The organism is Streptomyces zaomyceticus (assembly GCF_014656215.1).
GTDB classification, from domain to species: domain Bacteria; phylum Actinomycetota; class Actinomycetes; order Streptomycetales; family Streptomycetaceae; genus Streptomyces; species Streptomyces zaomyceticus.
The window spans coordinates 14,144-27,508 of the sequence record NZ_BNBZ01000030.1; the positions used below are offsets into that span (position 1 = coordinate 14,144).

At 72.8% G+C, this 13,365-nt stretch carries 14 protein-coding genes; 5 read left to right on the forward strand and 9 right to left on the reverse strand.

Features of this window, described 5'->3' with window-relative positions; translation table 11 throughout:
* Nucleotides 1–7 precede the first annotated feature (7 nt).
* The 4 genes from IE311_RS29295 (at nucleotide 8) to IE311_RS29310 (ending at nucleotide 4,365) form a co-directional block, all read left to right on the forward strand.
* Nucleotides 8–754 carry an SDR family oxidoreductase gene (locus IE311_RS29295; protein ID WP_189834851.1) on the forward strand — a complete coding sequence of 249 codons (747 nt, stop codon included), beginning with the start codon at nucleotides 8–10 and terminating at the stop codon, nucleotides 752–754.
* Between the two features lie 199 nt (nucleotides 755–953).
* Nucleotides 954–2,519, forward strand: coding sequence for a class I tRNA ligase family protein (locus IE311_RS29300; RefSeq protein ID WP_189834852.1), 1,566 nt, complete (start codon nucleotides 954–956; stop codon nucleotides 2,517–2,519).
* A gap of 124 nt (nucleotides 2,520–2,643) precedes the next feature.
* Nucleotides 2,644–3,948 (forward strand): D-inositol-3-phosphate glycosyltransferase, encoded by a 1,305-nt coding sequence (mshA, locus tag IE311_RS29305; protein ID WP_189834912.1) that lies wholly within the window; start codon nucleotides 2,644–2,646, stop codon nucleotides 3,946–3,948.
* Nucleotides 3,949–4,164: 216 nt separating this feature from the next.
* The gene (locus IE311_RS29310) at nucleotides 4,165–4,365 is read left to right on the forward strand and encodes a hypothetical protein (RefSeq protein WP_189834853.1); all 201 of its coding nucleotides are present in this window, start codon (nucleotides 4,165–4,167) and stop codon (nucleotides 4,363–4,365) included.
* 135 nt (nucleotides 4,366–4,500) lie between these two features.
* On the opposite strand, the gene IE311_RS29315 is transcribed toward IE311_RS29310, so the two are convergent.
* The 7 genes from IE311_RS29315 to IE311_RS29345 all read right to left on the reverse strand — a co-directional run bounded on the left by IE311_RS29315 (nucleotide 4,501) and on the right by IE311_RS29345 (nucleotide 10,426).
* Nucleotides 4,501–5,553: a helix-turn-helix transcriptional regulator gene (locus IE311_RS29315; RefSeq protein WP_189834854.1), complete on the reverse strand. Its 1,053-nt coding sequence runs from the start codon at nucleotides 5,551–5,553 to the stop codon at nucleotides 4,501–4,503.
* A 175-nt stretch (nucleotides 5,554–5,728) separates the two neighbouring features.
* Nucleotides 5,729–6,784: a helix-turn-helix domain-containing protein gene (locus IE311_RS29320; RefSeq protein ID WP_189834855.1), complete on the reverse strand. Its 1,056-nt coding sequence runs from the start codon at nucleotides 6,782–6,784 to the stop codon at nucleotides 5,729–5,731.
* A gap of 98 nt (nucleotides 6,785–6,882) precedes the next feature.
* Nucleotides 6,883–7,323 (reverse strand): Fur family transcriptional regulator, encoded by a 441-nt coding sequence (locus tag IE311_RS29325; RefSeq protein ID WP_229902238.1) that lies wholly within the window; start codon nucleotides 7,321–7,323, stop codon nucleotides 6,883–6,885.
* Between the two features lie 111 nt (nucleotides 7,324–7,434).
* Nucleotides 7,435–8,328 (reverse strand): SAM-dependent methyltransferase, encoded by an 894-nt coding sequence (locus tag IE311_RS29330; RefSeq protein WP_189834856.1) that lies wholly within the window; start codon nucleotides 8,326–8,328, stop codon nucleotides 7,435–7,437.
* 167 nt (nucleotides 8,329–8,495) lie between these two features.
* On the reverse strand, nucleotides 8,496–8,867 hold the full coding sequence (locus IE311_RS29335) for a GNAT family N-acetyltransferase (protein WP_229902239.1): 372 nt from the start codon (nucleotides 8,865–8,867) through the stop codon (nucleotides 8,496–8,498).
* A 258-nt stretch (nucleotides 8,868–9,125) separates the two neighbouring features.
* Nucleotides 9,126–10,037 carry a M56 family metallopeptidase gene (locus IE311_RS29340; protein ID WP_189834858.1) on the reverse strand — a complete coding sequence of 304 codons (912 nt, stop codon included), beginning with the start codon at nucleotides 10,035–10,037 and terminating at the stop codon, nucleotides 9,126–9,128.
* Complete coding sequence (locus IE311_RS29345) at nucleotides 10,034–10,426, reverse strand: BlaI/MecI/CopY family transcriptional regulator (protein ID WP_189834859.1); 393 nt, start codon at nucleotides 10,424–10,426, stop codon at nucleotides 10,034–10,036. Before IE311_RS29345 ends, IE311_RS29340 begins: the two co-directional genes overlap by 4 nt.
* 83 nt (nucleotides 10,427–10,509) lie before the next feature.
* On the opposite strand from IE311_RS29345, the gene IE311_RS29350 reads away from it, so the two are divergent.
* Entirely contained in the window at nucleotides 10,510–10,713 is a 204-nt protein-coding gene (locus IE311_RS29350) for a hypothetical protein (RefSeq protein ID WP_189834860.1), read from the forward strand.
* Between the two features lie 31 nt (nucleotides 10,714–10,744).
* Here the strand turns inward: IE311_RS29350 and IE311_RS29355 are convergent, their stop codons facing one another.
* A complete protein-coding gene (locus IE311_RS29355) occupies nucleotides 10,745–11,026 on the reverse strand; it encodes a metal-sensitive transcriptional regulator (protein ID WP_189834861.1) in 282 nt (93 codons plus the stop codon).
* Between the two features lie 40 nt (nucleotides 11,027–11,066).
* Nucleotides 11,067–13,331, reverse strand: coding sequence for a heavy metal translocating P-type ATPase (locus IE311_RS29360; protein ID WP_189834862.1), 2,265 nt, complete (start codon nucleotides 13,329–13,331; stop codon nucleotides 11,067–11,069).
* Nucleotides 13,332–13,365 lie beyond the last annotated feature (34 nt).

Here is a 13,365-nt window from a genome sequence, read left to right on the forward strand (position 1 = left end):
GACACACATGAAATTCGAGAATCTGCGTGTCGTCGTGACCGGGGCGTCCCGCTATTTCGGTCGCGCGCTCGCCGTCGGATTCGCCCATCTCGGCGCCGAGGTCTATGTCTCGGCCCGTACGGTCGAGGCGGCCGAACGCACCCGTACCGAGGTCATGGGCTCGGCCCGGGACCGTATCCACGCCTTCGGCTGCGACCTCAGCAGGCCCGCCGAGATACGGGAGTTCGCGGCCCGGGTCGGCGAACGGACCGACCGGATCGACCTGTTGGTCAACAACGGGGCCCGCTGGCTGGACGGCATGGACCTGGAGTCGGCCAGCGACGCGGAGATCGTGGAGACGATCGAGTCGACGGCCGGCGGCACGGTCCTCATGGTGAAGCACTTCCTGCCGTTGCTGCGCGGCTCGCTGCGGCCCGACATCGTCAACATGGTGGCCGTCCGCGACGCCGAGGGGGCCTCCGCGGCGACCGCGGGCGCCGCCCACGAGGCCTTCTGGGCGGCGAAGAGCGCCCAGGCCGGATTCGCCGACATCCTGTCGCGCCGGCTGCGGCCCTCGGGGGTGCGGGTCTTCTCCCTCTTCCCGCCCGACTTCTCGACCTCCGATCCGCGGTTCGCGGAATGGGACGGATCGAATCCCGACGGCCTGGCACCCGACGAGAAGCTGACCACCCAGGCGCTCTTCGAATGCATCGTCTACGCCGTCGAGCAGCCCCGCGACTGCTTCATCCGCTCCTTCCACTTCGAGCCCCGCTGACCGCCCGGCCGGCTCGTGCGGTCGGCCCGCAGGGCCGCCCCCGTCGACCACCCGGCCGCCCCCGCCGACCCGCCGGGCCGACCCGCGACCCTCTCGCCCGCTCCATCCACTTCGACCCCGCTGATCGCCCTGCGCCGACAGCGCTCCGCCGTACGCGACCGCTGAAGCCCACCGCACCACAGCGTCAAGGAGGTCCCACATGAGCACCCCTGTCTGGATCACCGCGACCCCTCCCGCCACCCACGGCGAACTCCACATCGGCCACCTCGCCGGGCCGTACGTCGCCGCCGACGTCCTCACCCGCTATCTGCGCGCCGAGGGCGAGGCGGTCCGGTTCACCACCGGTACCGCCGATCACGCCAGCTCGGTCGAGGTCCGGGCGCTGCGCCACCACCGCAAGCCCGAGGAGGTCGCGGAGGGCTACCGTGCCGCGATCACCGCGGACTGGCTGCGGTCGGGCGTGGAGTTCGACCACATCGTGCGCCCGCGCCGCGACAAGGGGTACGGACGCTGGGTGCAGGACCTGTTCGGGCGGCTCTTCGCGCAGGGGGTCATCGCCCCGCGGACCCGTCTGCTGCCGTACTGCGAGCCCTGCGACCGCTGGCTGTACGGGGCGCACGCGACCGGCGGCTGCCCGCACTGCGGCGCGGTGAGCGACGGCGGAATGTGCCACGAGTGCGCCCGTCCGAACGACGGCGGCGACCTCATCGGCGCCCGCTGCGCGCTCTGCGACACCCCGGCGGTGGCCCGCCGCTGCCGCCGGCTCTACGTCCCCCTCGAACCGTTCCGGGAGACGCTCGCCGACTACTGGGCGACGGCGGGCCTGCCGCCGCGGCTGGCGGCGCTGTGCGAGTCGCTGGTGGAGGACGGACTGCCGGACATCGCGGTGGGCCATCCCGCCGAGTGGGGCCTTCCGGTGCCCGTCGAGGGCTTCCCCGACCACCGGATCGACGGCTGCTTCGAGGCGGCCGCGATGCACCTCTTCGGTTACGACGTGCAGGGCCCGCTGCCGCGCCGCGCGATCCACTTCTGCGGGTTCGGGCACGCCTTCTGCCACGCCGTGCTGCTGCCGGTGCTGCTCCTCGCGCAGGACATCAAGCTGCCGCAGGACTTCAACGTGAACGAGTCGTACGTCATCGAGGAGGGCGTCCAGGAGGGCAATGTCTGGGCGCTCGACCTGCTCACCGAGTACGGCTCCGACACCCTGCGCCGCCATGTCCTGCAGGCCCGCCCGCTCGGCCGCCGTACGGTCTTCCACCGGGAGCGGCTCGCCGCGGCCCGGCGCGAGCTGGACGAGAACTGGAACAGCTGGCTGTCCCGGCTCTTCGCCGCCGTACGGGAGGAGTGCGCCGGTCTCGCCCCGCAGGCGCTGCCCGGCGGCACCGGCTGGGAGATCCTGGAGCGGCGGCTGCACCGGGGCGTGGACGATCTGCGCGAGGCGTACGGTCCCGACGCCTTCGACCCCCGCCGTGCGGTGGCCGTGCTGGACGAGATGGTCCGTTCGGCGGCCGACTTCGGTCATGTCAACGCCCACGAGCGCTGCCGGCCCAGTACCGCCTGTCGTCATCTCCCGGCGCTGGCGGCCCAGTTGGCGGTGGCCTCGGCCCTGTCGGCGTGGGCGCGGCCGGTGATGCCGGAGGGCGCCGACCGGCTCGCGGCGGCACTGCGGGCGACGCCGGGCCGCCCGGTCGACTGGCACGCGCTGTCGGCCCCCCTTCCCGGGACCCGGCTGTCGCCCCCGTCGGGACCGGTCTTCGGGTTCTGACCCTCCTCGACTACTAAGCAACTAAGTACCCCAGTAGCCCTGCCGCGTGACCGTGCGCGCGAGCGACGCGCAGGGACACGTGGCCCCCACTCCTCAGGAGCCCCACGTGTCCCTGCGCGTCGCCATGCTCAGCGTCCACACCTCCCCGCTCCACCAACCCGGGACGGGGGACGCCGGCGGGATGAACGTCTACATGGTCGAGCTCTCCCGCGCCCTGGCCGAACAGGGCGCGGAGGTCGATCTGTTCACCCGCTGCCGGGGTGAGGGGCTGCCCCCGCTCGTCGAGCTCGCCCCCGGTGTCCGGGTCCGGCATCTGCACGCGGGGCCGCGCCGGGCACTGCCCAAGGAGGCCATGCCCGATCTGGTCGTGCCGTTCTCGCTGGCGCTGCTCAAGGAGGAGCGCCGCTACGACCTGGTCCACTCCCACTACTGGCTCTCCGGGCAGGCCGGCCGGATCGCCTCGGTGGGCTGGCGGATCCCGCTGGTGCACACCGCCCACACCCTGGCCCGGGTGAAGAACGCCTCGCTCGCCGCGGGGGACACCCCCGAGCCGGAGCTCAGGGTGCGGGGCGAGCACCAGGTGGTGGGCGCCGCCGACCGGCTGATCGCCAACACGGCCGCCGAGGCGGAGGCGTTGCGGGCGCTGTACGGGGCGGAGGGGGCGCGGACGGAGGTCGTCCGTCCGGGTGTCGACCTGCGGACCTTTCGTCCGGGGGACGGCCGGGCGGCGGCGCGGGCCCGCCTCGGGCTCCCGGCGGACGCGTTCGTGCCGCTGTACGCGGGCCGCATCCAGCCGCTGAAGGGTCCGGACGTGCTCGTGCGGGCCGTCGCCGAGCTGCTGCGCGAGTCGCCGGAGCTGCGCCGGCGGCTCCTGGTGCCGGTGGTCGGCGGGCACTCGGGCGCGACCCGTGAGGGGACGGCGTGGCGGCTGGCCGGGGAGCTGGGGGTGACCGATGTGCTGCGGTCCTGCCCGCCCGTGCCGCAGGAACGGCTCGCGGACTGGTACCGGGCGGCGGACGTCCTGGTGGTGCCCTCGCGCAGCGAGTCCTTCGGGCTGGTGGCCCTGGAGGCGCAGGCCTGCGGGACGCCGGTGCTGGCGGCGGCGGTGGGCGGGCTGCCGACGGCGGTGTGGGACGGGGTGACGGGGCTTCTGGTGCACGGGCACGACCCGGTGGAGTACGCGCGCCGGCTGCGGTGGCTCGCGGGGCACCCGGAGGTGGTCGCGACGATGGGGGAGGCGGCGGTGCGCCATGCGCAGGGGATGAGCTGGCGTGCGTCGGCCGCCGGGACCGTCGAGGTCTACCGGGGGGCGCTCGCGGAGACGCGCCGGCCGGTCTTCCCGGGGGTGGTGGGGCAGGGGCGGCGGCACGCCCCTGCCCCGGCGGCCCCTCTCTCCTGGAGGAACGAGAAGGCCGTAGCACAAGTCTAGCACCTCTTTTGGTTCGACCAAAGATATGGAGAGGTCCGGATCGGTCAATTCCGTTGCGGGGAAGGCGTAATGACGCATCCACGCCATGGCGGGTCCACGCAGAGACGATCCCTGGATTCGATTCGGGTGCCGGGACAGAATGGAGATGTCTTCAGGGAACGCCCGGCGGCACGGGCCCCGGAAGGCGGAATTCACATTCCAAGTCCTGGAGGAATCATGTCTGTTGCGCAGAACACCGGTTTCCGCAAGGCCGTCCGTCAGCTCCTGGTCGCCGCCGCCGCGTGTACGGTCGTCGCGGGCGGCGCCGCCTTCGCCGTCGCCTCCGACAGCGAGCCGGTCACCCCGCAGACCATTGCCGGCGTCGCCGAGGACAACGGCTGGCCGGTCGTTCCGCCGAAGCCCACCCCCACCAACTGAGCGAAAACATCGGGAAATTCATCCGGAGAAATCTCCGGGGAATTCCTTTCGCCGGGCCCCTCGATCGCTGCCACGATTGCGGGGCCCGCTCCATTTCCCCGCCGGCTGCACGCGGCGCCGATCGCCCCCGGCCGGTCAGTCCAGCCAGCCGAGCCGTACCGCACGCGCCCCCGCCTCGAAACGGCTCGTCGCCCCCAGCTCCTGCATCAGCTCCGAGATCATCCGGCTGACCGTCCGCAGCGAGACCCCGAGCGTGCGCGCGATCCGCTCGTCCTTCATCCCCGAGGCCAGCATCAGCAGCGCCGCCCGCTGCTGCTCCGAGAGGCCGTCACCGCCCGCCTCCGCCGTCCCCTCGTTCCCGTACGGGGTCGCCGTGTGCCAGCAGTGCTCGTACAGGCTCAGATACGGCCGTACGAGGGCACTGCCCCGCGCCAGGATCGCGCCCTCGCCGGGCTCCTCGGGCCGGATCGGCACCAGGGCGAACTGCTGGTCGGCGATGATCAGGTTCATCGGGACGACCGGGGCGAGACGGATCTCCACCCCCAGCTCCGCCCGCTGTCCCAGGAACTTCTCCATCTCCGGGTCGGTGGCCTCCTGCCGGCCGTAGATGGCGCGCACCCGCACGCCGTTGGCGATCTGCCGCCGGTCGCGGTCGAGCATCCGGTCCGGGTTCTGCCGCCCCGGCGTGCCCGGGTGCAGCGCCGCCGAACTCTCCTGCATCACATCGGTGATGTCCTCGATGGCCTGCTGGATCCTGCGGTAGTCGGTCAGCGCCTCGACGTGCGCCTCCGCCCGGGTCAGCGCCTCGGCCCGCAGATAGGAGCCGGCGAGGATCTCCAGCGTGCTGTACGCCTCGTCCGCCTCGGCCAGGTGCTCCCGCAGCCGCTCCCGCTCCCGCTCCAGCAGTCGCAGCAGGGCGATCTCCGGGTCGATCGCCGCCACCGTGTCCGTGTCGGAGCGCCAACTGCCGTCCTGTACGGCGGCGATGGTGGCGTGTGCCTGACCGGTCGGCACGATGAGGCCCAGGGTGAGGAGTTCGCCGCGACATCGCTCGTACTCGTCCGGCGCGAGCCCGAGGTCCCGGCGGACCTCCTCGAAGTCCGAGACGCCCCGGCGGCGCAGCTCCTGGTACACGGCCAGCAGGACCTCGGTCGCGCCGTCCCCGATGCCGTCGCCCGCAGTGACCATGGCGAAGTGACCCCCCTCATTCTCCGAGTCGCCCCGCCCTCACCTTGTCATACGGCTCGGCGGGAGTCCTTCGTGCAGTGCCCGTACCCGTCCTCGTCCCGGTACGGGTACCCGTAAGCGTTCCGGTACCCGTACCCGTGGCTGCACCTACGGTGACGCACCTGAACTCCTCGGACTAGACCCCGTGTTCGGATCCCTCGCCGTCGAGCAGACCGAGCCGGGCCGCTTTCACGCCGGCCTCGAAGCGGCTCGCCGCCCCCAGCTCCTGCATGACCTCCGAGAGCAGTCGGCTGACGGTCCGGAGCGAGACCCCGAGGCTGCGGGCGATCTGCTCGTCCTTGATCCCGGAGGCGAGCATGTGGAGCGCGGCCCGCTGCTGGTCGGACAGGCCGTCGCCGCCGCCCTCCCCGGGCTCCTCCCCGTACCGGGAGGCCGCCTGCCAGCAGTACTCGTAGAGCGCGAGGTACGAACGGACCAGGCCGGGGCCGCGGGCCAGGATGGTGGGCGAGTCCGGGTCGTGCGGGTCCGTCGGCAGAAGGGCGAAGTTCTCGTCGGCGAGGACCATGTTCATCGGGACGACGGGGGAGAGCCGCAGCTCCACCCCGAGCGCGGCCCGCTCCTTCAGGTGCTGGGTCATCTCGGGCACGGTGCCGACCCGGCGGCTGTACATGGCGCGGACCCGCACCCCGCGGGCGGCCCGGGAACGGTCCCTCTCCAGCTCGGCGGCCATGTCCTCGCGCCGTACCGAGCCGGTGTGCATGACGTGCACGGCGGTGCGGACGGACTCCGTGAGCTCCGTCAGCTCGCGCAGCACCCGCTGCGGATCGGTGACGATCTCCACCTCGACCTCGGAGCGGGGGGCGGCCCCGGCGCGCAGGAACGGTCCGGCGAGGGCTTCGAGGGCGGTGTGGGCGCGGCTGGTCGCGGCGAGCCGGTCCTGGAGCCGGTCGCGTTCCCGGCGCAGCAGCCGCAGCAGGGCGACATCGGGGTCGACGACGATCCGGGCCCCGGCGCCGGGGGGCGCGTCCGATTCCTGCCGGTCACGGGGGTCCCGCGGGGCGGTCAGTCCTAAGGAGGCGAGTTCCTCGCGACATCGCTCCCGCTCCTCGGCGGAGAGCTGCAGGTCGTGCGCGACCTCGTCGAAGGTGCTGTCGGGGCGGGCGCGGAGTTCCTGGTAGACGGCGAGAGCCTGCTCGCTGCCGACACGGGACACGGCGGCGTTTCTGGACACGGCGCAGCTGACTCCCCTCGGATCCGCACGGATCCTGTTGAATCGCCCCGCCAGACCCTGCCACAAAATCGAACGGCACGCACGGAGTTGAACGGTGGTCAGACGGTGGGTGCGGCGGCCCGGCAGTCGGGGCACAGGCCCTTGAACACGACCTCCGCGTCCTCGATCCGCCACTCCGGCAGGGCGCCCTTCGGCGGCGCCGGCGCGACGGCCGCGACGTTCTCCACCCGGCCGCAGACCGTGCACAGGGCGTGCTGGTGCGGGGGCCCCGCGATCTCGAATACGGCGGGCAGGCCCGGCCGGTCGAACTTGCCGACCAGACCCGTCTCCTGGAAGTGCCGCAGCATCTCGTACACGGCCTGGCTGGTCAGCGTGCCGAGCCGCTCGCGGGCGGTGGTGGTGATCGCCTCGACGTCGAGATGGCCGCCGGTGGCGAGCACCGTGAGCACCTCGAGGCGCGGGCCCGTGACCCGCAGCCCGACATCGCGCAGCCGCTGGATCACCGCCTCGCGGCCCGTCAGCTCTTCCACGACTGCCATCTTCTCCGCCCGCCACCTGGTCGGCTCAAACGTTTGTGGGCATCGTACCTCTTGCTCTTCCACCTCGTCAGGTGTGCCGGTCGACCTCGTCAGGTGCTCCGCGGCCCTCCGTCAGTCGTCCGCCCTGCACACCAGCAGGACGGACTCGGTCCGCTCGTCGATCCGGTGCCGCCGCCGGCCCTCGATGTGCAGGCCCGCCGAGTGCAGCTCCGCCGCGAGTCGCTCCGGGTCCACGATCCACTTGTCGGTGGTCAGCACGACCCGCTCCGTGGAGAGCTTGCCGGTCCTGGCCGCGTAGTAGGTGATCCGCTCGCTCATCGACGGCAGGTCGAAGACCTGCCGGGCCACCACCCACTCGTCGACGCCGTCGAAGCGGGGCACCTGGAACGCCCAGGTCCGCCGCGGTTCCGCGATCAGCCCCGGCAACCGGTGCGCCGTGTAGTCGAGGGCGAGCGCCCCGCCCGTCTCCAGACGGGAGGCGACCTCCCGCAGCAGCGCGGGCCGCCGTGCCGGGGGTACGGCGGCGACCATCGCGCCCGCGAGCAGGGCGAGCCGGTAGCTGCCCCCGAGCCGCAGCTCGGTGAGGTCCGTCCGGTGGGTGACGACGAGCCCGGCCACCTGCGGGCCGATCCGGCGGGCCCAGTCCTCGAGGCGCTCGAGGGCCGAGGCGTCCCGGTCCACGGCTTCCACGGCGAAGCCGTGCCGGGCGAACGGGACGGCGAGCCGCCCGGCGCCGGAGCCGAGGTCCAGAACGGGTCCGCCGGTGGAGCGGGCGAGACTGAGATACCGGACGATGTCCGCGCTGTGCGGGCCGAGCAGGGCGTCGTGCAGCCAGACGGAGCCGGCGTCGGCGGGGGAGACGGACTCGAGCCCGGGAAGGGTGTCCGGGGTGACCCGGACGCCGGCACCGGGGGCGGGCTCCTGCTCCCGGCCGTATCGGGACGGCAGGACCGGCGCGAGCGCTGCGGGCACGACGGGCAGGGAAGTGCCGCTCGGTGTGTGCATCGCTCCTCCAGGGGCTCGCTCGGTCCATGCCGTCCGGACGAGGTACCCGTGCCGCCGGGACCGCGCCGCTGGACCCATCCTGACCTGGGGAGGGAGCCCCGATCCACCGGATCGGGCTGCGTGAACACGCGATGGCGTGGATCTGCCACGCCTCGAAGTGAGGGCTCTCAGACGACCGTTCGGCTGAATCGGCGGGGGGAGAGGGGGGTGAAGCCGAGCCGGGTGTAGAAGGGCAGCGACGGGTCGCTCTCCGCCGGGAGTTCCACCCGCTGGTCCCTGGCCCCGTAGCTCCGCATCCGGTCCGTGGCCGCCGCGACCAGGGCCGTACCCACGCCCCGGCGCCGGGAGCCGGCCGCCACGGCCAGGGCGTACACCTCGCCCTCGCCCGGGACCGGGACACCGCCCGCGGCGGCGCCGACGACCGCTCCCTCCGCGTCGGTCGCGACGAGCCAGCCGAGCCAGCCGGGCGCGCCTCCCGGAATTTCAATTTCCGCTCGTATGCGGGGGAGTGCGCATTGTGCGGAGATCAGTCGACGCATCGGGATTTCGTCCAGGATTCCCGCATAGCTGCTCCGAATGACGTCGGCGAGCAGCCTGGATATCGTCGTCGCATCGCCGGCCGCGGCCGTCCGAACGCCAGCCAGCTGCATCGGTTCTGTACCCTTCGACGTGCCGAGCCCGATCCCCCAACGTACCCACAATAGCCGGGAATTCAGTGGGGCGTGACCGATGCGAAATCTACGAATTCGCTTAGTAAATAGGGCTGTTCGGCAGCCCGGTCGGCTGAAGCGAGTAAATTACCCGGGGAAGGAACAGCAGGCGACGATCAGGGGTGCCATCGCGAGTCCCGCGGACGCGATGGTCAGCAGACCGCGCAGAACGGGGTGCCCCACGCTGTACGGGGTGAGGATGCGGCGCATCCGCAGCGCCGCCGACGGCCCGCCCGCCGCGAACGCGGACCGCGGCGCCCGCCCCGAGGCGAGCGCGTACAGCGCCGTGGCCAGCGCGTCCCGCGTACACCGGCGCAACGCCCGGTCGTCCGCCGCCATTTCCAGCAGAAGGGGTACGGCGGTCCCGCCGTGCCGCGCGAGCGGAAGGCGCGGGAACACGGCCGAGAAGGCCTCCGCCGCCGCGACCAGGAGATGGTGCCGTCCGGCGATGTGCGCCCGCTCGTGCGCGAGGGCCGCCGCGAGCTGGGCCGGGGTGAGGGTGTGCACCGCGCCCGAGGAGACGACGACCCGCCGCGAGCGGCCGGGCAGGCAGTAGACGGCGGGGCGTTCGTCGTCGAGGACGGTGGCCCGCAGGGCGGGGTCGTACCGCCCGACGAGCCGCAGCACCCCCGCGTGCCGCAGCCGCGCCCGCCGTGCCCCGACCAGACGGCGGACGAACGCGGCGGCGGGCAGCGACAGCACGGCGAGGGAGAGCGCGAGGGCGAACCGCTCGCGCCCGTCGAGGTGCAGGAGCTGCTCGACCGTGGGCGGCCGCAGCGTGAGCATCATGTCGGCCAGACGGTGGCTGCTCTCGCCCGACAGGACCATCTGGGCGGGCAGCAGGGCCGTCGCGGTGGCGAAGACGGCGCCGCACGCGGCCCAGACGCCGAGGGCGAGCCGGGGCACCTGCTGGGCCCAGTGCGCCCGGGCCACCAGCCAGGGCACCAGGAAGCCGGTGAGTGCGACGAGCCCGGACGGGACGAGGACGTGGTGGTTCACGCGCCGCCCCCGCCGCCGGGGTGCGGGTCCTGGTCGCCGCGGGCGGCGCGCAGGGCGGCGTCGAGGGCGTCCATGTCCTCGTCCGAGATGACCTCGACGAAGCGCAGAAGGGCGGCGGGGCGGTCCTGGCTGTCGCCGAGGGCGTCCCGCATGAGTCCGGCGGTGTACTCCTCGCGGCTGCGGACGGGTTCGTACAGCCAGGCCCGGCCGGCCTTCTCGCGGCGGAGCCAGCCCTTGCGGTGCAGGATGTCGGCGACCGTCATGACGGTCGTGTAGGCGACCCGGCGGCCGCGGTTGATGTCGTCGACGATCTCGCGGACCGTGGCGGGCCGCTGCCAGGCCCACAGCCGGTCCATGATCTCGGCCTCCAGCTCTCCCAGCCGGCGCACGTGCATCCCCTCCCCCTACGGGCGGCTCATGGTACGGGCCGCTCCCCTCGCCCAGATATACCCCCCATGGGTACCCTGGCAGGATGTCGACCCTCATGACCACCCTCATGAAGACCGCCCTGGACACCACCCGGAAGGCGCCCACGCACAACCGCCCCTGCGCGAAGGCCTGCGACTCCGGTCTCCCCGGATCCGTGGAGCTGGTGCTCCTCCGGCAGCTGCTCGGCCTCTGTCTCCGGCTGAGTCTCACGCTGTCCGCCGACTGCTCTTCGCGCAAGGGCGGTTGATACCGCCGCGATAGTCCGTCACCTCACCCGGTCACGTCCGGATCAGCCGGGCGATGGCCTTCGACGCCTCGCCCACCTTCTCCTTCGCCTGGTCCCCGCCCTGTGCGATGGCCTCCGTGACGCAGCAGCTCAGGTGCTCGTCCAGCAGGGCCACCGCGCAGGACTGGAGGGCCGCGTTGATCGCGGAGACCTGGGTGAGGACGTCGATGCAGTAGACGTCCTCGTCGACCATCCGCTGCACCCCCCTGACCTGGCCCTCGATCCGGCGCAGGCGTCTGATGATGTCTTCCTTGTGCTGTCCGTAACCGGCCACGACGGGCTCCTCGGGGATTCGGCGGGGAAGGGAGAGCGGGTCAGCGGTCGGCGGCCCGGAAGCCCCGCAGCCGCAGGCTGTTGCCGACCACGAACACCGAGGAGAAGGCCATCGCCGCGCCCGCGATCATCGGGTTGAGCAGTCCGGCCGCGGCCAGCGGCAGCGCCGCCACGTTGTAGGCGAAGGCCCAGAACAGGTTCGAGCGGATCGTGCCGAGCGTCCTGCGGGAGAGCCGGATGGCGTCGGCGGCGGCCCGCAGGTCCCCGCGGACGAGGGTCAGGTCGCCGGCCTCGATGGCGGCGTCCGTGCCGGTGCCCATCGCCAGACCCAGGTCGGCCTGGGCGAGCGCCGCGGCGTCGTTCACCCCGTCGCCGACCATGGCCACCGAACGGCCCTCGGCCTGGAGCCTCTTGACGACGTCGACCTTGTCCTGCGGCATGACCTCCGCGACGACCTCGTCGATGCCGACCTCGGCGGCGACGGCCTCGGCGACCGCCTTGTTGTCACCGGTGAGCAGGATCGGGTTCAGGCCGAGCCCGCGGAGCCTCCTGATGGCCTCGGCGCTGGTCTCCTTCACCGCGTCGGCGACCTCCAGGACGGCGCGGGCCTTGCCGTCCCACGCCACGGCGATCGCGGTCCTGCCGGCCTTCTCCGCCGCGTCCTTGGCGGCCTTGAGGTCCGCCGGGAGCGCCATGGCCCACTCGTCGAGGAGCTTCTCGCGGCCGACGAGGACGGCATGGCCCTCGACGACGCCCTGGACGCCCAGGCCGGGGATGTTGGCGAAGTCCTCGGGGGTGGGCAGCGTGCCCACCCTGGCGGCGGCGCCGGTGGCGACGGCCTGCGCGATCGGGTGCTCGGAGGAGTGCTCCAGGGCGCCGGCGAGCCGCAGGACGTCGCTCTCGTCGGTGTTCTCGGCGGTGTGGACCTTGAGGAGGGTCATCCGGCCGGTGGTGACGGTGCCGGTCTTGTCGAGGACGATCGTGTCGACCTTGCGGGTGGTCTCCAGGACCTCGGGGCCCTTGATCAGGATGCCGAGCTGCGCGCCGCGGCCGGTGCCGACCATGAGGGCGGTCGGGGTGGCCAGGCCGAGGGCGCAGGGGCAGGCGATGATCAGGACGGCGACGGCGGCGGTGAACGCGGCGGTGAGGCCCTGTCCGGTGCCGAGCCAGAAGCCGAGGGTGCCGAGCGCGAGGGCGATGACCACGGGTACGAAGACGGCCGAGATCCGGTCGGCGAGGCGCTGGGCGGCGGCCTTGCCGTTCTGCGCGTCCTCGACGAGCTTGGCCATGCGGGCGAGCTGGGTGTCGGAGCCGACACGGGTGGCCTCGACGACGAGCCGGCCGCCGGCGTTCAGGGTGGCGCCGGTGACGGAGTCGCCGACGGAGACCTCGACCGGGACGGACTCGCCGGTGAGCATGGAGGCGTCGACGGCGGAGGAGCCCTCGACGACGGTGCCGTCGGTGGCGATCTTCTCGCCGGGACGGACCAGGAAGCGCGTCCCGACCTGGAGTTCGGCGGTCGGTACGGTGACCTCCTGGCCTCCGCGCAGGACGGTGACCTCCTTGGCGCCCAGCTGCATCAGCGCCTTGAGCGCGGCGCCCGCCTTGCGCTTCGAGCGGGCCTCGAAGTAGCGGCCCGCGAGGATGAAGGCGGTGACGCCGGCCGCGGCCTCCAGATAGATGTTCCCGGCGCCGTCGGTACGGGCGATGGTGAACTCGAAGGGGTGGGTCATGCCGGGCGTGCCGGCGGTCCCGAAGAACAGCGCCCACAGGGACCAGAGGAACGCGGCGATCGTGCCGACCGAGATCAGGGTGTCCATGGTGGCGGCGCCGTGCCTGGCGTTCGTCCAGGCGGCCCGGTGGAACGGCCAGGCGGCGTAGACGACCACCGGCGCGGCGAGCGTGAGGCTCAGCCACTGCCAGTACTCGATCTGGAGCGCCGGGACCATCGCCATGGCGATGACCGGCACGGCGAGCGACACGGCGGTGATCAGCCGCTGCTTGAGGGGCCGCAGTTCCTCTTCGGCCCTCTCCTCGTCGGAGGGTCCTTCGGCTCCCGGGGTCTCGGACTCCGGGGGCGTGGGCTCGGCTGCGGTGTAGCCGGTGGCCTCGACGGTGGCGATCAGCGCGGCGACGTCGATGTCGGCGTCGAAGGTGACCTTCGCCTTCTCGGTCGCGTAGTTGACGGTGGCCTCGACCCCGTCCATCCGGTTGAGCTTCTTCTCGATGCGCGCCGCACACGAGGCGCAGGTCATGCCGCCGATGGCGAGCTCGACCTGGGCCGTGCCGGGTGTCGTCGTTGTCATGAGACTGCTTCCTCGTGAGTACGGGGTCGGGGGC

What these genes read in the sequence shown, in the direction of transcription:
- IE311_RS29350 (WP_189834860.1), top strand. Translation starts at nt 10,510, where the DNA reads ATGTCGACCCTCATGACCACCCTCATGAAGACCGCCCTGGACACCACC.
- IE311_RS29360 (WP_189834862.1), bottom strand. Translation starts at nt 13,331, where the DNA reads ATGACAACGACGACACCCGGCACGGCCCAGGTCGAGCTCGCCATCGGC.
- IE311_RS29335 (WP_229902239.1), bottom strand. Translation starts at nt 8,867, where the DNA reads ATGCGTCGACTGATCTCCGCACAATGCGCACTCCCCCGCATACGAGCG.
- IE311_RS29330 (WP_189834856.1), bottom strand. Translation starts at nt 8,328, where the DNA reads ATGCACACACCGAGCGGCACTTCCCTGCCCGTCGTGCCCGCAGCGCTC.
- IE311_RS29310 (WP_189834853.1), top strand. Translation starts at nt 4,165, where the DNA reads ATGTCTGTTGCGCAGAACACCGGTTTCCGCAAGGCCGTCCGTCAGCTC.
- mshA (WP_189834912.1), top strand. Translation starts at nt 2,644, where the DNA reads ATGCTCAGCGTCCACACCTCCCCGCTCCACCAACCCGGGACGGGGGAC.
- IE311_RS29325 (WP_229902238.1), bottom strand. Translation starts at nt 7,323, where the DNA reads ATGGCAGTCGTGGAAGAGCTGACGGGCCGCGAGGCGGTGATCCAGCGG.
- IE311_RS29300 (WP_189834852.1), top strand. Translation starts at nt 954, where the DNA reads ATGAGCACCCCTGTCTGGATCACCGCGACCCCTCCCGCCACCCACGGC.
- IE311_RS29315 (WP_189834854.1), bottom strand. Translation starts at nt 5,553, where the DNA reads ATGGTCACTGCGGGCGACGGCATCGGGGACGGCGCGACCGAGGTCCTG.
- IE311_RS29295 (WP_189834851.1), top strand. Translation starts at nt 8, where the DNA reads ATGAAATTCGAGAATCTGCGTGTCGTCGTGACCGGGGCGTCCCGCTAT.